At 42.1% G+C, this 22,550-nt stretch carries 21 protein-coding genes, 1 tRNA gene and 1 pseudogene; 19 read left to right on the forward strand and 4 right to left on the reverse strand.

Annotation, left to right across the window (positions count from 1 at the left end):
* The first annotated feature begins 85 nt into the window (after positions 1-85).
* From trxA to KUL10_RS05895, 3 genes are all read left to right on the forward strand, one after another.
* Positions 86-412 carry a thioredoxin TrxA gene (gene trxA, locus KUL10_RS05885; protein ID WP_110427962.1) on the forward strand — a complete coding sequence of 109 codons (327 nt, stop codon included), beginning with the start codon at positions 86-88 and terminating at the stop codon, positions 410-412.
* 410 nt (positions 413-822) lie between these two features.
* Positions 823-2,088 (forward strand): transcription termination factor Rho, encoded by a 1,266-nt coding sequence (gene rho / locus KUL10_RS05890; RefSeq protein WP_110427963.1) that lies wholly within the window; start codon positions 823-825, stop codon positions 2,086-2,088.
* A gap of 221 nt (positions 2,089-2,309) precedes the next feature.
* Positions 2,310-2,783, forward strand: coding sequence for an ABC transporter ATP-binding protein (locus KUL10_RS05895; protein ID WP_110427964.1), 474 nt, complete (start codon positions 2,310-2,312; stop codon positions 2,781-2,783).
* An 81-nt stretch (positions 2,784-2,864) separates the two neighbouring features.
* On the opposite strand, the gene KUL10_RS18985 is transcribed toward KUL10_RS05895, so the two are convergent.
* Both KUL10_RS18985 and KUL10_RS18990 read right to left on the reverse strand, forming a co-directional pair.
* A complete protein-coding gene (locus KUL10_RS18985; protein WP_373415173.1) occupies positions 2,865-3,188 on the reverse strand; it encodes a hypothetical protein in 324 nt (107 codons plus the stop codon).
* Between the two features lie 85 nt (positions 3,189-3,273).
* Positions 3,274-4,161: pseudogene (locus tag KUL10_RS18990) on the reverse strand (TonB-dependent receptor plug domain-containing protein); the annotation flags it as partial.
* Between the two features lie 258 nt (positions 4,162-4,419).
* Between KUL10_RS18990 and KUL10_RS05905 the strand changes: the two are divergent.
* The 11 genes from KUL10_RS05905 (at position 4,420) to KUL10_RS05950 (ending at position 14,869) form a co-directional block, all read left to right on the forward strand.
* Positions 4,420-5,925, forward strand: coding sequence for a DASS family sodium-coupled anion symporter (locus KUL10_RS05905; protein ID WP_373415174.1), 1,506 nt, complete (start codon positions 4,420-4,422; stop codon positions 5,923-5,925).
* 122 nt (positions 5,926-6,047) lie between these two features.
* Entirely contained in the window at positions 6,048-7,343 is a 1,296-nt protein-coding gene (locus tag KUL10_RS05910; RefSeq protein WP_110427965.1) for an amidohydrolase, read from the forward strand.
* 132 nt (positions 7,344-7,475) lie between these two features.
* Complete coding sequence (purE, locus tag KUL10_RS05915; protein ID WP_110427966.1) at positions 7,476-7,967, forward strand: 5-(carboxyamino)imidazole ribonucleotide mutase; 492 nt, start codon at positions 7,476-7,478, stop codon at positions 7,965-7,967.
* Positions 7,964-9,103 carry a 5-(carboxyamino)imidazole ribonucleotide synthase gene (locus tag KUL10_RS05920; protein WP_110427967.1) on the forward strand — a complete coding sequence of 380 codons (1,140 nt, stop codon included), beginning with the start codon at positions 7,964-7,966 and terminating at the stop codon, positions 9,101-9,103. The genes purE and KUL10_RS05920 overlap by 4 nt, the downstream gene beginning before the upstream one ends.
* An 89-nt stretch (positions 9,104-9,192) precedes the next feature.
* A tRNA-Thr gene (locus KUL10_RS05925) sits at positions 9,193-9,268 on the forward strand.
* A 137-nt stretch (positions 9,269-9,405) separates the two neighbouring features.
* A complete protein-coding gene (locus tag KUL10_RS18790) occupies positions 9,406-9,915 on the forward strand; it encodes a M17 family peptidase N-terminal domain-containing protein (RefSeq protein WP_233499722.1) in 510 nt (169 codons plus the stop codon).
* 50 nt (positions 9,916-9,965) lie between these two features.
* Positions 9,966-10,949 carry a M17 family metallopeptidase gene (locus KUL10_RS18795; protein WP_233499723.1) on the forward strand — a complete coding sequence of 328 codons (984 nt, stop codon included), beginning with the start codon at positions 9,966-9,968 and terminating at the stop codon, positions 10,947-10,949.
* Positions 10,950-11,114: 165 nt separating this feature from the next.
* Positions 11,115-11,606, forward strand: coding sequence for a copper chaperone PCu(A)C (locus tag KUL10_RS05935; RefSeq protein ID WP_110427968.1), 492 nt, complete (start codon positions 11,115-11,117; stop codon positions 11,604-11,606).
* Between the two features lie 16 nt (positions 11,607-11,622).
* A complete protein-coding gene (locus KUL10_RS05940) occupies positions 11,623-12,090 on the forward strand; it encodes a Dps family protein (RefSeq protein ID WP_110427969.1) in 468 nt (155 codons plus the stop codon).
* 94 nt (positions 12,091-12,184) lie between these two features.
* The gene (locus KUL10_RS05945; RefSeq protein ID WP_233499724.1) at positions 12,185-13,276 is read left to right on the forward strand and encodes a PQQ-dependent sugar dehydrogenase; all 1,092 of its coding nucleotides are present in this window, start codon (positions 12,185-12,187) and stop codon (positions 13,274-13,276) included.
* Positions 13,277-13,315: 39 nt separating this feature from the next.
* Entirely contained in the window at positions 13,316-14,869 is a 1,554-nt protein-coding gene (locus KUL10_RS05950; protein ID WP_110427970.1) for a PAS domain-containing hybrid sensor histidine kinase/response regulator, read from the forward strand.
* A gap of 16 nt (positions 14,870-14,885) precedes the next feature.
* Here the strand turns inward: KUL10_RS05950 and KUL10_RS05955 are convergent, their stop codons facing one another.
* Positions 14,886-15,197, reverse strand: a complete 312-nt coding sequence (locus tag KUL10_RS05955; protein ID WP_110427971.1) for a DUF962 domain-containing protein — start codon at positions 15,195-15,197, stop codon at positions 14,886-14,888.
* 162 nt (positions 15,198-15,359) lie between these two features.
* Here KUL10_RS05955 and KUL10_RS05960 point away from each other — a divergent pair, with 162 nt between their 5' ends.
* The 4 genes from KUL10_RS05960 (at position 15,360) to KUL10_RS18605 (ending at position 19,642) form a co-directional block, all read left to right on the forward strand.
* Entirely contained in the window at positions 15,360-16,208 is an 849-nt protein-coding gene (locus tag KUL10_RS05960; protein ID WP_110427972.1) for a tetratricopeptide repeat protein, read from the forward strand.
* 104 nt (positions 16,209-16,312) lie between these two features.
* Complete coding sequence (locus tag KUL10_RS05965; RefSeq protein ID WP_110427973.1) at positions 16,313-17,608, forward strand: adenylosuccinate synthase; 1,296 nt, start codon at positions 16,313-16,315, stop codon at positions 17,606-17,608.
* Positions 17,609-17,784: 176 nt separating this feature from the next.
* A complete protein-coding gene (locus KUL10_RS05970) occupies positions 17,785-19,206 on the forward strand; it encodes an aldehyde dehydrogenase family protein (RefSeq protein ID WP_110427974.1) in 1,422 nt (473 codons plus the stop codon).
* Positions 19,207-19,219: 13 nt separating this feature from the next.
* The gene (locus KUL10_RS18605; protein ID WP_158525329.1) at positions 19,220-19,642 is read left to right on the forward strand and encodes a VOC family protein; all 423 of its coding nucleotides are present in this window, start codon (positions 19,220-19,222) and stop codon (positions 19,640-19,642) included.
* On the opposite strand, the gene KUL10_RS05980 is transcribed toward KUL10_RS18605, so the two are convergent.
* Positions 19,639-20,865 (reverse strand): ABC transporter substrate-binding protein, encoded by a 1,227-nt coding sequence (locus KUL10_RS05980; protein ID WP_110427975.1) that lies wholly within the window; start codon positions 20,863-20,865, stop codon positions 19,639-19,641. The two genes, KUL10_RS18605 and KUL10_RS05980, sit on opposite strands and share 4 nt — an antisense overlap.
* Positions 20,866-21,019: 154 nt before the next feature.
* Between KUL10_RS05980 and KUL10_RS05985 the strand changes: the two genes are divergently transcribed.
* Positions 21,020-22,540: a methyl-accepting chemotaxis protein gene (locus KUL10_RS05985; RefSeq protein WP_110427976.1), complete on the forward strand. Its 1,521-nt coding sequence runs from the start codon at positions 21,020-21,022 to the stop codon at positions 22,538-22,540.
* Positions 22,541-22,550 lie beyond the last annotated feature (10 nt).

A 22,550-nucleotide genomic window follows, 5' to 3' on the forward strand; every position in this document is an offset into this window, starting at 1 on the left:
TCATTGCTTGCATTAAAAACAGTTTCTATTAACACTACAGGTAATGCTGAAAGAAGTCAGCAAAAGACCAAATTTGGAGAAAAGAATGAGCGACAAAATTATCACATTAAGTGACGATAAGTTCGAAGCCGATGTAATCAATGCTAACGGTCCTGTGCTGGTTGATTTTTGGGCTGAATGGTGCGGCCCGTGTAAAATGATCGCGCCAATCTTAGAAGAGATCGCGACCGACTATGACGGCAAGGTAACAGTTGGTAAGCTCAATGTCGATGAAAATAATGAAACACCACCAAAATACGGTATTCGCGGTATTCCAACATTACTTCTGTTTAAAGATGGTGCGGTTGCTGCTACCAAAGTCGGTGCTTTATCTAAAACGCAATTAGAAGAATTCTTGAACGAAAACATTTAAGTTCATAGCAATTCGATGTGATAAAGCCATTTCTCTCTCGTAGTGAAATGGTTTTTCTTTATTTGCTTCAGTAATCATTTAGTTTGAGTGATGATAAAAATAACGCCAAATAAAAGTTATTTTTTTGTAAAGCTGGACGATAACTTCTTTAGGTGCTAACGTTACACCATACTCATCCGAGTGAACCTATTTTCGCATCCTCAGTAATGATTCCAGTCGCATCGTGCGGTTGTGTACATTAAATAACACGGTAAAGCTGCCTTTGTTACTTAGAGTGCAAACACTACAAGTTTAAAAACTTCAATTAAGTCATTAACTAAAGAGAAATATCTTTGAAAAGGCTACCGCAGTTGCAAGTAACTCAAAAGACGACTCAGCAAGGCTAGCCGAAACAAAAAGACCCCACCACTATGAATTTAACAGAACTCAAAAGCAAACCAATCAGCGAACTCGTCAAATTAGCAGAAGATATGGGTTTAGAAAACCTAGCTAGGGCACGAAAGCAAGATATTATCTTCTCAATTCTAAAATCACATGCTAAGGGTGGTGAAGACATCTTTGGTGATGGTGTTTTAGAAATTCTTCAAGACGGTTTTGGTTTTTTAAGATCTGCAGATAGCTCGTATTTAGCTGGTCCAGATGATATTTATGTATCGCCGAGTCAAATTAGGCGATTTAATTTGCGCACTGGTGACACGATCGCCGGGAAGATTAGACCGCCAAAAGATAGTGAGCGTTACTTTGCACTATTAAAGATACGTGAAGTTAACTTTGATAAGCCTGAAAACTCTCGCAATAAGATTTTGTTTGAAAATTTGACGCCGCTTCATGCGAATGAGCGCTTTAGACTTGAGCGTGGTAACGGCAGTTCAGAGGATATAACGGCGCGTGTCTTGGACTTAGCATCCCCAATTGGCCGTGGTCAACGAGGCTTGATCGTCGCCCCACCAAAGGCAGGTAAGACACTTCTACTTCAAAATATTGCCCAATCTATCTCAGCAAATCACCCAGAATGTCAATTGATGGTGCTATTGATTGATGAACGACCAGAAGAAGTTACTGAAATGCAACGATTGGTGAAAGGAGAGGTAGTTGCCTCAACTTTCGACGAACCCGCTAGCCGTCATGTGCAGGTTGCAGAGATGGTGATCGAAAAAGCTAAGCGATTAGTTGAGCATAAAAAAGATGTTGTGATTTTGCTTGATTCTATTACGCGTTTAGCTCGCGCCTACAACACAGTGATACCATCATCTGGTAAAGTGTTGACGGGTGGTGTTGACGCAAATGCCCTACATAAACCAAAACGCTTCTTTGGCGCGGCAAGAAATGTGGAAGAAGGTGGTAGTCTTACTATTATCGCAACGGCCCTAATAGATACTGGTTCAAAAATGGATGAAGTTATCTACGAAGAGTTTAAAGGGACGGGTAACATGGAACTGCACTTAAATCGCAAAATTGCGGAAAAGCGTGTATTCCCTGCAATCGACTTTAATCGCTCTGGTACTCGCCGTGAAGAGCTTTTGACGACGCAAGAAGAGCTACAGAAAATGTGGATACTGCGTAAAATTGTGCATGAAATGACAGAGATAGATGCGATGGAATTTTTAATTGGACGTTTGTCAATGAGCAAAACGAACAATGAATTCTTTGAAGCAATGAAGCGACAAAAGAGTTAAGAGCTTAATTAAGCGAATATACAAAAAGCCCACATCAGCGGGCTTTTTTATTGATTTATATACAAAAATTCAAAAATAGTACTTAAGTTTTATTTTTCACTAATACATAGGTATATTTTTACACGCCCATCCTTACTTCTCTTTTCAAAAATTATGTTGATAATGCGCTCTATTCGCTCAGGCGAAAAAACTAATGTTGATTAATAATTTTTGAGGTTCATATGAAGTATTTAGCACTGGCAGCAACCGTAACTCTTTCTTTCGCATCTTTAAACGCTAACGCGGCTAAGTTTGAAAAGGCAGATGATCGTTTTGAAACTAACGCGTGTTATGTCGCAGCGACCGAAGGTTTAGATGCCGTTCGTGCTTTGGCAAAAGAGAATGATGTAAATATAAGAAGCTTGTTTGCTACAACGTCGTGCAACGGCCTTACATTTAAGTCTTTTGCAAAAAAACATCAAAATAAATTGGCACTAAAAGAAGATACTGCGATTCGTATCGTGTCTTTGACTTCTGTAGACCGTAGCCCTGAGTCTCAGCTTTGCTTAGATTCAGTTGTAATGGGCGAAAAAGCTGCTCGTCAAAAGCACGGCATTTTGAACGGGTCTATCAAGTGTAACGGTAAAGACATCTCTGATTTTTCTAAGTCGTTCAACGATATCAAAGTATTGGTAGACGACACTAGCGCAGAATAAGCGTCAAAAGTCTCGAAGAAAGGAGCCCTAAGGCTCCTTTTTTATTGAGTTTATTAGCAAAAATTAAATACTTGGATCCTATTAGAACTCGAATCGTAAGTTAACTGCTGCAGTTCTTGGCGCTCCTATCCAAGCAGATTGACCGGCAATACCACCTAGATAATTCTCATCAAACAAATTGTTAATCGTCATTCGAATCTGCATATTTTTTATTCCACTTACGCCAGTTTCGACATCTACACCTAAGTAGGCATCGCTGACTGTATAGGCATCAGCTGTCGTCGCGCTATTGATTGCGCGTTCACCCACATGTTTTGTAGATAAGCCGGCAAAATATTGATTGCGTTCCCAATCAAGTGATACAACAAACTGATCACTTACTGAGCCATGTACTTCTTCTCCCACTTCTATGCCCAGTAGTGTCGCGACTGCATCGGGAACTGATTTATATGTTGATTCATTATCTGTGTAGGATAGATAGATGCTTAGTGTTTTCTCTGAGTGTTGACCAGCCTTTACGATAGACTTGATCTATATGAGGGATGCCCGTCCATTCTGCCAACAAACCATCTGATTCAGGATTGGTTTCAAATTGTGCTTTTGAAACACGTTGATAGTTGTCTTCTTCAGCATCGTCATAAGAAAAGTAACCTGTTAACGTGAGGTCATCACTCAGCTCGCTGATAAATTTACTGGCGATATGCAACTTCTTGTTTTCTCCAGATTGGTTGACCCAATCTGTATTTGTTTGGTTAGAGGCGCTTAACCACATACGCGTATTGCCGAATATCTCACCACTGTTGTAGCGCATGAAATATCGTTGAGCATCAAAATCTCCTAAGGTGATACTGGTAACCAAATGCTCATCTTCAGTGGGGTTAATACTGGTAAAGTTTAACGTTCCACCTAGGGCTTCGTTCGAACGTGATGCAATATCAGCTGTACCTTGAGAGACTTGGATAAAGCCTAAATTATCAGTATCAATATAGCGATTTGCTTTTGCTCCGCCACCATAGTTTGAATTTCCATTTGCGATGCCATCTACGGTGATGCCTACTTGTTGTTCATCTAAACTAATTTGAAAACCTCTGATCGAGACAGTTGTTGACCAATCATCAGAACCGAAGGTATCGCCTTCATTGATAAGTACCCCGGGTAAATTATCAATTGCTGCTAAGATACTTGTCATTGCGCTTTGTTGCTTAACCATATCTTGCGTGCTTTCGTTGTTAGCGTAAGAAACACTGCGTCCAATGACCTGAATACTTTCTATTTCAACATCATCTTTGGCGGTTTCCATTTCAGATGTTTCTGCTATTGCACTTTGTTGCCATGCACTCAGGCATGCAAGTGAGATTAAACTCAATTTGATTTTCATAGTGATGTCCCTAAATTGTAAATAGTGTGTTTTAACGGCGCTAACCATAATGAGTTTATGTGGCAGTTTGCTTAACAAAATTTGAATAAATTTAGACGCTTAGGTGACAATTTGGTGGCTAAAGTATTACAGAATAGTGTCAATGTGTATTAAGGGAAATTGAAGGTGGAGCACCGTCGCTTTGAATTAAAAATGGATATTTTGAAATCCACCTGAACTATTGATAGTGTTAGCTTAACCGAATTACTGGGCTACATTTTGAATCCAACATTACGTGCATCGACTCAGCAACAAGCTGAGCACAATAATCATGAACAAATGGCTACTTATCAAAAAGTAGGCTTGGTTTTAGCGCCAGTTTTAGCAATTATTATGCTTGTATTTAGTGAGCAGCAGTCAATTATGCCAAGTGATGCATGGAAAGTTGCAGCGTTAGCGCTTTGGATGGCAATTTGGTGGGCGACAGAAGCTATTCCTGTACCCGCTACCGCATTTATGCCATTGGTCTTATTACCATTTTTAAATATCAGACCTATTTCTGAAGCAGCATCTTCTTATGCTAACCCAATTATCTATTTGTTTTTGGGGGCATTTCTACTAGCAATTGCTATCGAACGTTGGCAATTACACAAACGTATTGCGTTAAATATTTTACTTTTAACTGGCACAAACGGCGTTCGCTTGATTGCAGGTTTTATGGTGGTGACAGCGATATTGTCGATGTGGATGACAAACACATCAACGACGATGATGCTTATGCCTATCGCGCTTTCTATCGCAAAAGTATTGGTTGATAACAACCCTCAATTAAATGTTAAACAACATAGTGATTTTAAAAAAGCAATGCTCTTGTCAATCGCATTTGCCGCAACCATTGGTGGAATGGGCACAATAATAGGCACGCCTCCTAACGCCTTACTCGCCGCTTTTATGCAAGAAAATTATCAAATGACGATTACCTTTGCTACATGGATGATGGTTGGTGTGCCACTAATGTGTTGTATGCTTCCACTGGCATGGTGGGTGTTGACTAAGCTTGCTTTTAAAGTCGACATGCCAAGTTCACCTGCTGCCATGCGTTTTCTTAGTGAGCAAAAGCAGTCTTTGGGCGTGATGACTACAGCAGAAAAACGCGTTGCACTTTTATTTGCTCTGGTGGTGTTGGCGTGGATGTTGAGAAAACCTGCTTCGTCATACTTAGGGCTTTCCAACTTATCAGATGCTGGGATTGCCATGACAGCCGCTCTACTTTTATTTGTCATTCCTTCAGGTATGCCAAATAGTAGATCTTTACTTGCGTGGGAGGATGTTTCTAAACTTCCCTGGGGAGTGCTTATCCTATTTGGTGGTGGACTGTCATTGGCTGCCGCGGTTTCGCAAAGTGGATTGGCTCAATGGCTTGGTTACGCAATTTCACCTATTGGCAGCATTGGTATTTTTGCTTTGATAATAGCGGCAACTGCGATGGTAATTTTCTTGACTGAATTGACTAGTAATTTAGCAACCGCAGCGACATTTTTACCTGTTGTGGCTGCCGTTGCGCTTGAACTGGATATCTCCCCTCTTATTTTGTGTATTCCTGTCACGCTCGCGGCAAGTTGTGCCTTTATGTTGCCCGTTGCAACAGCGCCTAACGCGATTGTGTTCTCAACAGGGGTAATGCGTATCCCTGATATGGCCAAAGCAGGTGTACTTCTCAACTTAATGGGATTGGTCATTTTATCGTGCATCGCGATTTTTTTGGCGCCGCTTGTATTCACTTAGCGTTGTCTTGACTTATATCCAACTCTAAATACATTAAACTACGCTCATCATTCAGCAGACTGTTAAAGTAACAGTTTCTGCGATATTGTTACTGAAATAATAAAAACAACGCAGAGATTATTATGCTAAAACGTCTATTACCTATCGCTGTTGCGATGACTTTTTCAAGTTTTTCAGCATTCGCCGACCCTGTTGCAAAAATGGCGGATAAAATTGAACCACAAGTTATTAAGTGGCGTCATCATTTGCATCAATATCCAGAGCTATCGAACCGCGAATTTGAAACGGCAAAGTATATTGAAAAGTATCTGCGCTCTTTGGGCTTGGACGTACAAACAGGTGTGGCTATTACGGGTGTGGTAGCGGTACTTGACTCAGGAAAGCCTGGCCCTACCGTTGCGCTTCGCGCCGATATGGACGGCCTGCCTGTACCCGAACAAAATGACTTACCGTTTCGTTCACAACAAAAAGGCATGTTAGATGGTAACGAAGTCCCAGTGATGCATGCTTGTGGTCACGATACACACATGGCTATGTTGATGGGCGCTGCAAAAATACTGACTGAAATGAAAGAGGATTTACATGGCAAGGTTAAATTTATCTTTCAGCCTGCAGAAGAAGGAGCGCCGGCTGGCGAGCGCGGTGGCGCTGAGGTTATGGTCGAAGAGGGCGTGCTTACAAACCCAGATGTTGACGTGATATTTGGCCTACATATCAGTGCAAATACAGATGTAGGAAAAGTTAGATATCGTCATGGCGGCATTATGGCGGCCGTTGATCCGTTCAAAATTGTAGTAAAGGGCAAGCAAGCTCATGGTGCTTACCCTTGGAAAAGCGTTGATCCAATTACGACGGCAGCCCAGATCATTATGGGCTTACAAACAGTAGTCAGCCGTGAAATTAAAGTAATCGACGACGCTGCTGTGGTGACTGTGGGATCTATCCATGGTGGTAATCGCTCAAACATTATTCCAAATGAAGTCACGATGATAGGCACAATACGTACGTTAAACAAAGCGGCACGTGATCATATGTATGAAGCGATACCGCGCAAGGCTAAAGGTATTGCTGATAGCATGCGAGCTGAAGTCGAAGTCACCTTGCCATTGGACTACAACTACCCAATTACCTTTAACGACCATGAGCTAATGGATGAAGTCCTGCCAACTTTAGTGAGAACCGCTGGTGCTGAAAATGTGATTAATTCAAAAGCAGTAACAGGGGCAGAAGATTTTTCTTTCTTCCAAGAAAAAGTGCCAGGTGTTTATTTATGGGTAGGTGGAAAACCGCTTGACGTGCCTGAGGAAGAATCTCCGGCTCATCACACCCCTGAGTTTTTTGTTGATGATAGCGGTATGAAGTTAGGTGTTAAATTGCTAACTAATATGACCATGGACTATATGAACGCGAACAAATAAGTCTTATTTAGCCTTGATGTGCTAGAACTAACAATTTTAAGTATCCAAAAGCACGTTATTCAGTATAATAACGTGCTTTTTTAATACTGCGATAAACTAAGTCGCATACAAGCAAAAAAGTGAAATCAAACTATGCCACAAGTTGCAATCGTGATGGGCTCTCGCTCAGACTGGCCAACCATGCAAAACGCTGCATTGATGCTTAAAACCTTAGGTGTTTCTTTTGAAGCTAAAGTGGTGTCGGCTCACCGAACACCCAACCTTCTGACAGAATTTGCCGAAACTGCGGCTGAACAAGGTTTTCAAGTCATTATTGGCGGTGCAGGTGGCGCAGCTCACTTACCAGGTATGATCGCTGCTCACACACATTTGCCTGTATTCGGTTGTCCAGTGCGTTCAAGTCAATTAAGCGGTTTAGACTCCTTACTTTCAATTGTACAAATGCCTAAAGGGGTAGCTGTTGGTACCTTGGCTATAGGCGAAGCAGGTGCTGCAAATGCAGGTTTGCTTGCTGCGCAAGTGATTGCCTTACACGATGAAACGGTACGCGACAACATCATTAAGTTTAGGAAGGAACAAACGGATACCGTGTTAGCCAATCAAACCTTGGAATTAGATGCATGAAAGTATTAGTTTACGGCTCTGGTCAGCTTGCGCAAATGATGTACCTTGCGGCTGCGCCTCTAGGCGTAAGCGTACAAGCGGTAGACGTCAACACCGAAAGCGTTGTTAATCCACTCGACAAAAGCATCTTGGATATCTCCTTAAACGATGCGATTACTCAAGCAGATGCGCTTACAGTTGAGTTTGAACATGTCCCTGAGCATCTCTTAAAGCATGCATCTAATAGTGGAAAACTATACCCTAATATCGACTCTATCCTCGCAGGTGCTGACCGCGTTCGAGAAAAAGCGCTTTTACAAGCTTATGGTATCGCTAATTGTGAGCATGAAATTATCCGCACTGTCCAACAACTGGACGGAATAACTGAACGCTTGGGCGAACGCATTATTTTTAAAGCGAGCCGAGATGGATATGATGGATACGGTCAATGGAGACTGACCTCAAAAAGCCAACTTCAAGCATTAATTAAAGAATTTCAAGCACTTGATTTAGATAAAGTGCCGCTAGTCGCCGAAAAAATGCTAGCTTTTGATCGCGAAATCTCTTTGATTGGTTCGCGAAATAAGCAGGGACAAATAAGATGCTTTAGTATCGCTGAAAACCTTCACCACGAAGGCCAACTGCATGTCTCAGTCGCACCTGCTACGCAAATTGATGAAAGCTTACAGACTCAAGCTAATGAAATATTCACTAAGTTAAGTGAAGCAATGGATTATGTTGGGGTGCTAGCTGTTGAGCTATTTCAGTGCGGTGAAACACTATTGGTCAACGAAATTGCGCCAAGGGTACATAACTCAGGCCACTGGACGCAACAAGGTTGCCACACAAGCCAGTTTCAGCAACATATTCGCGCAGTGCTTGGCTTACCACTAGGCAGTGTTGGCACCTATGGCGTCAGCGCAATGGTAAATATTATCGGGTGTGATGATATCGATAATGGATTGTTGGGGCTTGATAATACCCATTTGCACTTATACGGCAAAACAGTCAGAGCTAAAAGAAAAATGGGTCACATTAATGTCGTCGCAGATTCACATCAAAATTTGGGTGCAAGCCTGCTAGCCTTAACAAAGTTTTTACCCATGACGCATTTTCCGCAGCTAAACGAAGAAGCAAAACGTTTAAAAAATAGTTAAACAGTCATTTTAGTCATTTATATGCTTGACTCTTTGAGTGGCTTGAATACAATACGCATCGCTTCGCTACAACGAAGCGCACCTTGTGTGCCGACTTAGCTCAGTTGGTAGAGCAACTGACTTGTAATCAGTAGGTCGCCAGTTCGATTCCGGCAGTCGGCACCATTCCTTAATTTTCTTGTTTTTAGAATACTTCGGTTTTCCCGATCCTTCTCCCAATTTAAACAGTATTTTTATTAGTGTGATTAATTTGTACGATTCGTCCGTCAAATTTTTAAAATTTACTAATAAGGAATGCTTTCATGAGTTTAAAGCCAATAGCAGTTGCGTTAGGTTTATCTTTTGTTTCAGTCTTCGCTCACAGTGAGGCAAGTTTTACGTTTTCTAATGAAGCGGCTGCGGCTGCAACCACTCACGTTGTGTTTGTTGATGATGTCAGCAATTTAGACGGTGAAGCAGCCAAGCTTGACCAAGCATCACAAGGCGCTATTTCCAAGCTAATTGAATTGAATGATTTTAAAGCAAAAAAGGGAAGTACCTTACATCTTCAAATGGTCGCAGGGTTTGATTCCGTCTTGTTAGTAGGTTCGCACGATGAAGATGGATTAGATGCGCCTGAGTTACAAGATTTAGGCGGCGTGATTGCTGGTAAGCTGGCTTCAGTTGATGAAGTGCTCAATATCAATATTGCAGTGGATAACCTGATGACAGATGTGGCGACCCCCAGTGCCTATATCGCATTGGGCTATGATTTGCGTCACTATAGCTTTGATCGTTATAAAACGAAAAAAGTAAAGGCATTTCACAGGTAAATTTACTCACACAAAAAGCGCAAGCAGCAAATCAGCTGTTTCAACAAGACTTGATTCACGTTGCAGATGGTGTACATCTGGCTCGTGATTTAGCAACCGAACCCGGTAAAAATATGTATCCGCAAGCCTTTGTTGATGTAGTAAAAGCCAAGTTTAAAGGCGTCAAAAATGTCGATATCGATGTATTAGATGTTCGTGACATGAAAAAGAACAACATGGGGGCATTGATGGGCGTTGGAAAAGGCTCAATCAACGATCCGCGTATGTTAGTCATTGAATATAAAGGTGCGGATAAAGACGTTGCACCAATCGCACTTGCTGGCAAGGGCATTACATTTGATACCGGTGGAATTAGTCTTAAAAGCAACTCCGGTATGTGGGCAATGAAGTCTGATTTATCTGGTGCTGCTGCCGTTGCGGGTACTTTGTATGCCGCTGCTCAACGAGGTGAAAACATCAATTTAGTAGGTGTGATGCCACTTGCTGAAAATATGCCAAGCCAAGATGCAATCCGCCCAGGTGACGTGCTTGAAACGATGCAAGGAACAAGCATTGAGATTATGAGTACAGACGCCGAGGGGCGCTTAATTTTGGCCGATGCTGTTTATTACGCTCAACAAGAATTTAAACCTAGTTTGTTGCTTAATATAGCAACCCTAACGGGGTCTGCAGCAAGGGCACTTAGTGATGAATATGCAGCAGTGATCACCCGAGATTTCGAATTGTCCACACAGATGATGGACGTGGGCAAGCGCTCAGGCGAGCATGTTTGGCCGCTTCCCTTGCACGAAAATCACTTTGAACAAATCAAGTCACCGATCGCAGATATTAAAAATTCAGGCGCGGGTAACCCTGGCGCGAGTATTGGCGCAGCGGTGGTAGGTACCTTTGTCGATGAAGACTTAGCTTGGGTGCACTTGGATATTGCAGGCGTTGACTGGTTAGATGCAAGCAAAGACATTGCACCTAAAGGCAGTCAAGGCTGGGGTGTTCGATTTATGGACCAATTAGTAAGAGACCATGCAAACAAATAGCCTGTCTTAAGACTTGTCAGAATATGTGATTCCTAAGTAGAGTGTGTAACGGCCATTGCTAATTTAGCTTGGCCGTTTTTTTGTAGAACATACAAAACCGACTAAACTTATGGTTAGGCCTTGAGTATGTTGTTTTAAGTACAGTGATCAAAAAGGAGTAATTTGATGGCAAAAATTTTTATCTGCGGGCTTGTATTTTTATTGCTGACAGCCTGTTCACCACAGAGTAGTGAACACACGGCGAATACAGACGCAGTTAGCGCCAACAAAACATCAACATTTGAAGTGACCGATGTGTGGGCAAGAGCAACTTTTGCAATGGCTCAAACAGGAGCAGTATATTTAACCCTTAACAATCAGACCGAAACAGACGTTTCGCTTTTATCTGCCTCGGTGCCAAGCGATTTGGCAGATGAAGTTCAACTGCATGATATGGCGATGAATGACGGTATGATGCAAATGCAAGAGATGGTCGATGGCGTTAACGTGGATGTCGGCGAAACGCTTGAATTTCGGCCTGGTGGTAAGCATATTATGTTACTAGGTCTAAAAAAACCATTGAACGACGGTGATAGTTTTGAGCTAACACTTCGTTTTAAAAACCGTGATGAACTAACTTTGTTGGTCAACGTAAAAGACGCAAGAAACCTAAATTAATTCTAAAGGACGAATAATGAGTCAAATTGATATTGGTATTACCGAAACAGACCGTTTAGCCATTGCTGAGGGATTGAAAAAACTGTTGGCGGATTCTTACACCCTTTATTTACAAACACATAATTTCCATTGGAACGTGACCGGCCCTCAATTTAGAGAGCTACACCTGATGTTTGAAGAGCATTATACAGAATTAGCAATTGCTGTAGATGATATCGCTGAGCGTATCCGCACATTAGGCGTGGCCGCACCAGGGACTTACAGAGCCTTTGCAGAATTAAGCAGCATCAAAGAGGTCGACGGTGTACCCGATGCAAGTGATATGGTACTTATTTTAACCCGTGCTCACGAGTCTGTCGTAAAGACATGCCGTTCGGCATTAGTACTAGCCCAAGAAGCAGATGATGAATCTAGCGCAGCCCTAATTGGTGATCGAATGCGCGTTCATGAAAAAACAGCGTGGATGTTAAGAGCAACTTTGTAAGCCATATTCGAAGCATGCTATTTATAAGAGCATGCTATTTACAAGAGCTCAGTAGCCCACAACAGTTAAAAGAAAAAAATTTGGAGTTTAATCGGTGAAAAAATTTATTGGCCTAGCGGCATGTGCTGTCTCATGTGTGTTCAGTGCACTTACTTTTGCAACTCAAATTAAAGTTGAAGAGCTCGCTTCTGGTTTAAAGCACCCTTGGGGCATGGCTTTTTTACCAAGTGGCGATGCATTGATTACTGAACGTGCTGGTGGGGTGCGTTTGATGTCAAAAACCGGTCAACTTTCCCCAGCGATCTCAGGAGTTCCTAAAGCCGCGGTAGTTGGGCAGGGCGGCTTATTAGGCATTGCTGTTGATCCGGATTTTAATAGTAATCGCCACGTATATATTTGCATGTCAGTGGAAGGTGAAGATGGCAGAGGCAGCGAGGTTTTTAGAGGCACACTCAATGGCGCATCTTTGCAAAATGTGACGCAAGTTTTTGAGATGCTGCCAAAAGTAGATAGTGCGCATCACTTTGGCTGCAGGATTGTGTTTGATAGCGATGGTTACATGTTTATTTCGTTAGGCGACCGTGGCTCTAAAAAAGAAGAATCGCAGAATAAAGACAATCATATCGGTACAGTCGTCAGGCTGAATAAAGATGGCACTGTACCAAGCGATAATCCATTTTTAGATGGCAAAGCACCTGAAGTCTTTTCATACGGTCATCGAAACGTACAAGGCATGACTTTACACCCACAAACAGGTGAAGTCTGGACTCATGAGCATGGTCCAAAAGGTGGCGATGAGATCAATATCTTAGGCGCTGGTAAAAATTATGGCTGGCCAACCATTACCTATGGTGTTAACTACAATGGCTCTATCATTACAGATAAAACAGAAATGGATGGTATGGAACAACCGTTAGTAAAGTACGTTCCGTCTATTGCACCCAGCGGCATGACTTTTTATACTGGTGACGAATTCCCCGAATGGAAAGGGGATGTATTTATGGGATCGTTAAAATTCAGACACCTGCATCACGTGAAAATGGAAGAGGGTAAAGTGGTCGCTCAAAACGAGCTATTAACGGAACGTGAAGATAGAATCAGAGATGTCGTGCAAGGGCCAGATGGTGCGCTATACTTACTGACAGATGCACCTGACGGCAAAGTACTTAAACTTACAAAAGGATAGTTTTGTAAGCAGTATTTTATATTAAGGAAACGTGGCGCTATGCAACACAGGCTTGAACAAGAACTGTATCAACTGATACAAAGCAATGCCGATATTTTTGAATTTATCGAACATTCAAGCCTTGACGGTATGTGGTACTGGGACCTTGAGATGCCTGAGCACGAGTGGATGAGCCCAAAGTTTTGGCAAACTTTGGGTTATGATCCCAGCGAAAAACAACACCTAGCCTCTGAGTGGCAGCACATCATCAATCAGAAAGATTTGCAGGTCGCGTTTGAAAACTTTACTAAGCATTGTGAAGATCCTAACCACCCCTACGACCAAGTAGTCAGATATACCCATGCAAAAGGCCATACCGTGTGGGTTCGCTGTCGTGGCATCGCGATAAGAAATGATGACGGCCAGGCCGTGCGTATGCTAGGTGCACATACCGATATTACCGAACTCAAACACACAGAAGAAAAACTACTCGAAACCATTAAATCCAGAGAGTTGTTTTTTGCCAGAATGTCACATGAAATCAGAACACCTTTGCACGGTATCATTGGTTTAACTGACATTTTAAAAGAAAAGAATAAAGACACTGAGCTATCGCTTACATTAGAGACGATATCTGCATGCGGTGACCAGTTACTAACCTTACTCAATGATCTACTGACCTTATCAAAACTGAATGATGATAAATTATCGGTAAGCGTCGAGCCCGTCCCAGTCAACGAAATAATTAACTACGTTGCTAACTTGTATCAAGCTAGGGCGCATGCAAAAGGACTTGAGTTTAAAGTATCTGGGCCTAAAAGAATCGAGCAATTAGCGATTCAAACCGACAAAATTAGGATGACGCAAATCATTTCTAACTTGGTCAATAACGCGATTAAGTTTACCAGCAGCGGGTTTGTCGAGTTAAAAGTGGTTACTCAAGAGCAAAATGTGCTGATATCGGTGATTGATTCTGGTCGTGGTATCGATGATGTTGATGGCGTTTTTAAACCTTATCAACAAGAGAATCAGAATCGAGAAGATGAAGCTGGTACTGGCTTAGGTTTAGAAATCGTGAATCGTTTATGTGGCGAATTAGGACATGGTTTAGATGTGCAATCTGAGGCTGGCGTTGGGACATCGGTGGCCATTTCTTGTCCGCTAATTTTGCGAGCACAGCGTATAGATTCTGGTGACAGTGATCAAGAGGAGAGTCAAACTGAAAAACAAATGCAATTTGGCAAAGTACTTGTCGTTGACGACAATGAAATCAACCGTGAAATAGCCAATAGCATGCTACAAGGACATTGCTCTCACATTGACTTGGCAGCCGATGGGCAAGAGGCGCTGGCGTTTTCAATATTGAATAAAGACTATGACGTTATATTGATGGACCTAAATATGCCGGTCAAAGACGGTTACAGAGCTTCTACGGAAATCTTAAGCTTAACCAACCTCAAAAAAGAACCCACGATAATTGCCGTGTCTGCTGATGCTTTTGATGAAACGATAGAAGCGTGTAAACAAGTTGGTATGCATCAACATCTTAAAAAGCCGTTCACTAAGCGCCATTTATTTAAGGCTATTGAGCAAGCTCAATCTGTTGAGAGCTAAACCTCAATAGCCACGCTTATCGTTTAAAATCGATATTACCTGCCAGTATATCCTTAAACATCACCCAATCGCCCAATAGCGAATAAAACGGATACGTAAAAGTAGCCGGTTTGTTGTGCTCATAAAAAAAGTGCCCCACCCAAGCAAATCCATATCCGATGACCGGAATAAGCCATAAATAAACGAGTTGGTTGGTGTAGACAGCATAAAAAATTGTCACCAACACAAGGCACGAACCTATGAAGTGCATTAATCGGCAGGTGGGATTGCTATGCTCTTGCAGATAGTAAGGATAAAATTCTTTAAAGCTTTGAAATTTGTTGTCCATGATTGCCTCTTCTTTATTTCTTATTTTGCTCGCTTCTTTTATTCAAGCTTAATGGTCACTAGTGTTTCCTTTAGCAATGTCCTAGCAACAAATAGACATTGAAAAACTTATTTTTATCACAATACTGTAAAGCAGATAAAAAACCAAACAAAAGCCGAGTCTATGAATTCAAATATAATTGATTTAACGCTTGAAAATTTTCAGCAAGTGATGATGGAAGACAGTCAAAGTAAGCTGATTTTAGTGCAGTTTTTTGCACAACAAAGTGAAGCTTGTCAGCAGCTTACCCCCATCTTAACAGGTATTGCATCTGAGTATGGTGAGCAACTTATACTTGCCAGAGTCGACGTCGAGCAGCAACAAGAAATAGTCGGACAATTTGGCGTACAAGGTCTTCCGACACTGATTTTAGTCAAAGAAGGTCGGCCACTTGATGGTGTTGCAGGTCCTCAAACTGATGCACAAGTGCGCGAATTGTTAGAAAAGCACCTACCTAAACCTGAAGAACTGTTATTAGCCCAAGCACAAGAACTGGTGCAAGCCAACGACTATCAACAAGCATACAGTATTGCAAAGCAAGCATACGAGCTTGCACCTGAGTTAGGGGCCGCAAAATTGCTGATGGCTGATTGTTTTATCGAAAATGGTCAAGTTACCCAAGCAAAAACGCTACTAGGGACGATTACTTTGGTTGACCAAGATACCTACTATCAGTCTATCGTCGGGAAAGTCGAGCTAGCTGAACAAGCAGCAGAATCACCAGAAATCAAAGCATTAGAGGCCGAGCTCGCCCAACAACCTGACAACCTTGAACTAAAAGTAAAATTAGCGATTCAATTACATCAAGCAAACAAAACAGAAGACGCTTTGGTTTTATTGCTTGCTGTTTTAAAACAAGATCTCAATTTTGGTGATGCTAAAAAAGTGACACTGGATATGATCAACGCATTGCCAGACGGAGAGCCATTAAAGTCTCAATACCGACGCAAGATCTATAGCCTGTTATATTAAATTCTATTTTATTTAGGGCTTTAGCGTATTAGCCGTGATTTCAGGATGATTTTTTGCGCGGATTTTTGTAGAATTCGCGCCTAATTTTCTGATTGTTATATTTCATGGCTAAAAATGTTGTTGTGCTCGGCACCCAATGGGGTGACGAGGGTAAAGGAAAGGTCGTTGACCTACTCACTGATCAAGCTTCTTATGTAGTTCGCTACCAAGGCGGACATAACGCAGGTCACACCCTAGTAATCGAAGGCGAGAAAACCGTATTACACCTTATCCCATCAGGCATTTTGCGTGAAAACGTAACCTGTGTGATTGGCAACGGGGTGGTGCTGAGCCCAGAAGCCCTGCTAACAGAAATGGCAATGCTTGAAGCACGTGGCGTACCAGTGAAAGAAAGACTGGTAATCAGCGAAGCCTGCCCTCTTATCTTGCCATACCACATCGAACTTGATCTCGCTCGTGAAGCGGCTCGTGGCAATAAAGCGATTGGCACGACTGGCCGTGGCATTGGTCCTGCGTACGAAGATAAAGTATCTCGTCGCGGATTACGCGTTGGTGATTTATTCAATCCAGAATTATTCGCAAGCAAGTTAAAAGAAGTGCTTAGCTATCACAACTTTATGCTAACCGAGTACTATAAAGTTGAAGCAGTCGACTACGATACTGTACTCAAACAAGCGCTAGATGTTGCTGATTTACTTAAATCTATGGTCGTTGATGTTACTGATTTATTGGAAAGAGCCCGCAAGACAGATAAAGCAATCATGTTTGAAGGCGCCCAAGGCACCTTGCTTGATATCGATCATGGCACATATCCATATGTTACATCTTCAAATACAACAGTTGGCGGTGTTGCCACAGGTGCTGGCTTTGGTCCATTAAACATCGACTATGTGTTGGGTATTGTTAAAGCATACACAACACGTGTTGGTTCTGGTCCTTTTCCAACTGAACTAGATTGTGAAGTTGGCCAACATTTGGGTGTCAAAGGTCATGAGTTTGGTGCGACAACGGGTCGTAAACGTCGCACTGGTTGGTTTGATGCAGTTGCCATGAAACGTGCAGTACAACTGAACTCAATCACTGGCTTTTGTTTGACAAAACTAGACGTTTTAGACGGTCTAGAGACGCTTCGTATATGTACTGGTTATAAAGATGCTGATGGTAACGTCAGTGCGGTTCCACCACTTGCGGCAGAAGGCTACGAATTGGTGACACCCGTTTATGAAGATATGCCAGGCTGGAGTGACAATACAGTAGGGGCAACTTCAATTGACGCACTGCCACAAGCTGCACGCGATTACATCAAACGCCTAGAAGAGCTTACTGAAGTACCCATTGATATTGTTTCAACTGGGCCGGACCGAGCTGAAACGATGGTACTGCGCAACCCATTTGCATAAGTGGTTTTTGACGCGAGTGTTGCGGTAGTTAAATACTGAAAGACTAAGCATCGACTAGCTAGCTAAATTACTGTAATTGGTTCAAACCACAACTTAGCAAGTGATTCTTGAAAAATGCCGACTTTTGTCGGCATTTTTGTTAGTGTTTTACCATAAAGCAGTTAAGAGGATCTCAGATGCTAGAACAAAACGTGGTAAACATCAGTCAAGTTACTCAACGCGTGAGCGATTCAGAAAGTCACAAGCAGTTTTTGGCACTGCAATCGACTTTTATGTCACAAGTGACTAAAACCTACGAATGGCGAATAGAGCAACTCTCTCAACTTCAAAAGATGACCGAAGACAACAAAGCTTTGATCGAACAAGCTTTGTTTGCAGATTTAGGCAAGTGCAAAACCGAAGCATGGCTAACCGAAGCGGGTTTCTTGATCTCGGATATTAAAGACACGAAAAAACGCTTAAAAAAATGGATGAAGCCGCAAAAGCGGCCAATGCCAATGCTTGCTCAACCGGGTGCTAGTTATGTGAAAGCCGAGCCCTTGGGCACAGTGTTGATAATCGGAGCGTGGAACTACCCCTTTCAACTGACGCTAGCACCCCTTGTGGCTGCAATTGCAGCAGGTAACTGCGCAATCGTGAAGCCTTCAGAGCTCGCACCCGCGATTTCGAGTCTGATTGCAGAGTTACTGCCCAAGTATTTGGACCAATCGGCATTCGCCGTTGTAGAAGGCGCAAAAGATGAAACCACTGAACTGCTGACTTTTCCATTTGATAAGATCTTCTACACTGGTGGCGAACAAGTTGGTAAAATTGTAATGGCAGCCGCGGCCAAACACCTAACACCTGTTACACTTGAGTTAGGTGGAAAAAGCCCATGTGTAATAGACGGTAAGACTAACTTAGAAGTGGCTGCGCGTAGGATTGTATGGGGCAAAATGATGAATTTAGGGCAAACCTGTGTCGCCCCAGATTATGTCCTTATCGAAAAAGAGTACCAAGACAAGTTCATCGACATCCTTGTTAAGACCTATAAGGAGCAGTATGGTGAATGTCACAAAGACAACAAAGACATCGGTAGAATTATCAATCGTAGACACGCAGAACGACTGGCCAGTTATATCGAAGGCCAAGAAGTGGTGTTTGGCGGTGAGGTTGATCTAGATAATCGTTTTGTACAACCTACTATCATCAAAAATCCTTCACTTGATTCAATTATTATGAATGAAGAGATATTTGGTCCATTATTACCGGTTTTAGCGCTCGACAATAAACATCAGCTAATCGATTTTGTAAGACAACGCCCTAAGCCACTGGCTGCTTATGTGTTTACCGAAGACAAGGCCTTTGAACAAGCGTTTGTTGATCAGGTTTCAAGTGGTTCTTTGTGTATCAATGACACCAGTATTTTTATGGCAAGTCATGACTTACCGTTTGGCGGCGTGGGCACAAGTGGAATGGGGGCTTACCACGGTAAAGCGGGTTTTGATACTTTTAGTCATAGTAAAGCCGTGATGCACAGAAGTTACAAATTGGATGCATCTATTCGCTATGCCCCGTTTAGCAAGTTTAAATTGTCCATATTAAAACTGATCAACTAGAAGGATATTAGGCGTGTCTATCAATCCATTTCACTTAGCAATTCCGGTTTCTTGTTTAGACAATGCTAGGAAGTTCTATGGCGACCTTTTGGGGTGTAGTGAGGGGCGCAGTAGCGAGCAATGGATAGACTGGAATTTATATGGCCACCAACTAGTCACCCATAAAGTTGCCAAGATGCCTGAAAAGCCAGCAGCCAATCAAGTGGACGCTAAGGCAGTGCCGATTCCGCACTTTGGTGTAGTGCTTGATATGCCTTCCTGGCAGTTGCTCGCCGACAAGTTAAAAGATGCTAAGGTCGAATTCGTAATAGAGCCTTACATCCGTTTTAAAGGGCAAGCGGGAGAGCAGGCAACTTTGTTTTTACTTGATCCCTGCGGAAATGCCCTTGAATTTAAGGGCTTCAAAGATATGAATAGCCTTTTCGATGCGGGTTAAAAATATCTTTGACGTGCATTTTCTAGCGTAGTCGTGACCTTATCTATGTCGCCGTCATTGATAAACTCAGTAAATGCGACAGTGCCAATCGATGCAAGATCACTGGTGGTGTCGCGGTCAAAAAACTGCGCAACACCCTTGGCTTGATTTAAGGTTTTTTGGCCTTCTTGAATAAAATAGTCATTGTTTTTTGCCGTTTTTAAATGTGGCGCTATCATGCCTGAAGTTTCATTAAAGTCTTGTTGAAATTCCACGCTTGCAAGCATCAGTAAGACCTTTTTGATCGCAGATGTCATCTGTTTATTGCTTGGTACCATAAAAAGATCCATAGGCGCTTCTTCATATAAATCGACCGTAGGATCGATAATGGGAAATCTAAAAAAGCGAAAGTCATCTCTTAAAACGCGAGGCATCTCGCCGGCAAAGAAGTTGCCGATCAAGGTCATGCCAGCAAGTTTATGATAAGTGAATGGCATTGCTTGTAGCCACGTCCAGCCATTTAATCGGTCAGTAAAAAAACCATTGTCGACGAGTTGTTTCCAGTGCTCAAATACTTTGATAACACGATTATCTTTAAATGAAATTTCACCATTGAGCAGAGATTGGTGAAAGCTTAGCCCATTAATGCGCAAGTTTAAGTAATCAAACCAAGCGGCGCTTGGCCAGTTATTGGTGGCGCCAATTGTGATGGGGACAATCCCATTTTGTTTTAGTGTTTTGCCAACCATAATAAACTCATCCCATGTTTGAGGTGCTGTTAGATTGAGCTTTTCAAACACAGATGCGCGATAATAAAATCCCCAATGATAGTATGAGTAGGGCACTCCATATTGCTTGCCATTTAGACTGGCAGCCGCAATAGCCCCCTGAGCGATGCTATTGTGCAATTGATGAGTTTGGTAAAAGTCACTGATGTCTTTTACAAGTCCTTTTTCAACATACTGATATACTCGTCGACCGCCTTGCCAAGTCAAAATATCCGGCCCATCATTCGAAGCCAACCACTTGGGTAAATCCTCTTTAAATTCGCTATCTGACCTAAATAGATATTCTAAGGTGATCCCCGGGTTTTTCTGTTCGAACGTTTCTTTATGCCGCAGAAAAACAGTCTTTTGGATACCTGCCGAGGTCAAAACGCCAATGGTGACCGTTTCAGCGTGAGCATTGAATATGCTTATCACTAAGCTACTTATTGCTAAAATCAGTTTGCGAGTGCTAAACATATTCGGTTTCCATTTTAAGTTTAAAGGTGTGGTAACCCATGCTACAAAGATAAATCTTTCATTTTCTTCAATTTACTACTAAACATAGCACTTAAGAATTAATCCAATAGCGCGATATAGAGATGTATCGGCAAATGTGAACTAGGTGTTAATAATGAAGCTAAGAAAAAAACTGGGTATTAGTATTTTTACTGTCATCGCGGTGACCTTAATGATTTATTCGATACTTAGTATTTTCATTAGCCAGCAAGGCTTGCAAACACGCTTGCAACAAACCGCTAATAACACCGCTCAACGCATCGGAATTACAGTTGCCAATGCAATGTGGAACTATAACGTTGATGCTTCACAACAAATTTTAGGGGCTGAATTAGGCAGTAATGATTTGGTCGGAGTCGCTGCCTTTGATACGGAAGGAAAGGTATTATTTGAACTATCGTGGAATGAAGATTCACAAAGTATCAACGATGTAAAATTCAGTGGCGAAGTTAAATACAGCATAGATAAAGACATCGAATTTAATGATCAAGGCGATATGTTAAAAGCGGGTGCCGTTACTCTTCAGTTTTCAAACAAGACTGCCAATCAAGCATTTGTCAGTGACATTATAAGTGCACTTATTCAATTGGCAGTGCTGACTGCAGCGCTTCTTGTCATGATGCGCATCATGCTAAACAAATTAATCATTCAACCTCTAGATTCAATTAATCAAAGAGTAAAAGAGATTGCAGAAGGTGACGGAGACCTAACCGCTAGAGTAGACATCAAAAGCGAAGATGAGTTAGGCGAACTCTCAGAATCAATAAACGCCTTTATCAGTAATATCCATACAATTATAAAAGAAGTAGCTGCGGTATCCAGCGCACTAGATACTAATACCCATGATAATCACGCGAATGTTGAACAGTTAAAAAGTCAAGTGACGGAGCTTAATGAGCGCGTTAACCATATCCAAGCGGCGATCAACGAAATAAGTGACACGTCCCAAGATGTAGCTATGCAGGCTGAAAAGTCTGCCAAAATCACAGAACAAACAAGTGATTTAGCTTCACAAGGGGTCACATCGGTAAATAGTGCCAACGAAAAGATGAAGCGCTTGGCAGAGAGTATACAAGAATCGACAAACCAAACTGAGTTCTTAGAATCCCATTCTCAATCTATTTCAACGGTTATCAATGTTATTAAAGAGATAGCAGAACAAACTAATTTATTGGCTTTAAATGCAGCAATAGAAGCAGCCAGAGCAGGTGATCAAGGCCGAGGTTTTGCCGTTGTTGCTGATGAAGTCAGAACACTCGCACAGCGTACACAAGTTTCTACGGGCCAAATTACCGAAATCATCGAGAAACTTCAGTCGCAATCTACCCAAACACTCAGCCTGATGAAAAACGGTCAGTCAATGGCCGAAGACAACGTTGCGTCAGTTGAGCTTGCTGAACAAACTTTTAGTGAAATTCAAACGGCGATCAATGAAAATATGAAAGGCGCAAAAACCATTGCTCAAGAAGCTGACTCCCAGAAACAGACGCTAGGTGATATCCGTCATAATGTAGAGGATATCCATCACGCTAATGAAAAGACCTTAGAAATAGCAAACAAGAGCTCTACGATCAATCAACAAATTGTGACCATGAGTGAGTCTGTTGCGAAACTAATAGAGAAGTTTAAAGTTTAAACGCAGGTGC

Origin of the sequence: Glaciecola sp. KUL10 (assembly GCF_003203515.1) — a bacterium.
Lineage (GTDB): Bacteria > Pseudomonadota > Gammaproteobacteria > Enterobacterales > Alteromonadaceae > Glaciecola.

Coding starts and splice junctions, on each gene's coding strand:
- KUL10_RS05980 (WP_110427975.1), bottom strand. CDS start 20,865: ATGTTTAGCACTCGCAAACTGATTTTAGCAATAAGTAGCTTAGTGATA.
- rho (WP_110427963.1), top strand. CDS start 823: ATGAATTTAACAGAACTCAAAAGCAAACCAATCAGCGAACTCGTCAAA.
- KUL10_RS18790 (WP_233499722.1), top strand. CDS start 9,406: ATGAGTTTAAAGCCAATAGCAGTTGCGTTAGGTTTATCTTTTGTTTCA.
- KUL10_RS05895 (WP_110427964.1), top strand. CDS start 2,310: ATGAAGTATTTAGCACTGGCAGCAACCGTAACTCTTTCTTTCGCATCT.
- KUL10_RS05920 (WP_110427967.1), top strand. CDS start 7,964: ATGAAAGTATTAGTTTACGGCTCTGGTCAGCTTGCGCAAATGATGTAC.
- trxA (WP_110427962.1), top strand. CDS start 86: ATGAGCGACAAAATTATCACATTAAGTGACGATAAGTTCGAAGCCGAT.
- KUL10_RS05950 (WP_110427970.1), top strand. CDS start 13,316: ATGCAACACAGGCTTGAACAAGAACTGTATCAACTGATACAAAGCAAT.
- KUL10_RS05960 (WP_110427972.1), top strand. CDS start 15,360: ATGAATTCAAATATAATTGATTTAACGCTTGAAAATTTTCAGCAAGTG.
- KUL10_RS05985 (WP_110427976.1), top strand. CDS start 21,020: ATGAAGCTAAGAAAAAAACTGGGTATTAGTATTTTTACTGTCATCGCG.
- purE (WP_110427966.1), top strand. CDS start 7,476: ATGCCACAAGTTGCAATCGTGATGGGCTCTCGCTCAGACTGGCCAACC.
- KUL10_RS05910 (WP_110427965.1), top strand. CDS start 6,048: ATGCTAAAACGTCTATTACCTATCGCTGTTGCGATGACTTTTTCAAGT.
- KUL10_RS05940 (WP_110427969.1), top strand. CDS start 11,623: ATGAGTCAAATTGATATTGGTATTACCGAAACAGACCGTTTAGCCATT.
- KUL10_RS05955 (WP_110427971.1), bottom strand. CDS start 15,197: ATGGACAACAAATTTCAAAGCTTTAAAGAATTTTATCCTTACTATCTG.
- KUL10_RS05965 (WP_110427973.1), top strand. CDS start 16,313: ATGGCTAAAAATGTTGTTGTGCTCGGCACCCAATGGGGTGACGAGGGT.
- KUL10_RS05970 (WP_110427974.1), top strand. CDS start 17,785: ATGCTAGAACAAAACGTGGTAAACATCAGTCAAGTTACTCAACGCGTG.
- KUL10_RS05935 (WP_110427968.1), top strand. CDS start 11,115: ATGGCAAAAATTTTTATCTGCGGGCTTGTATTTTTATTGCTGACAGCC.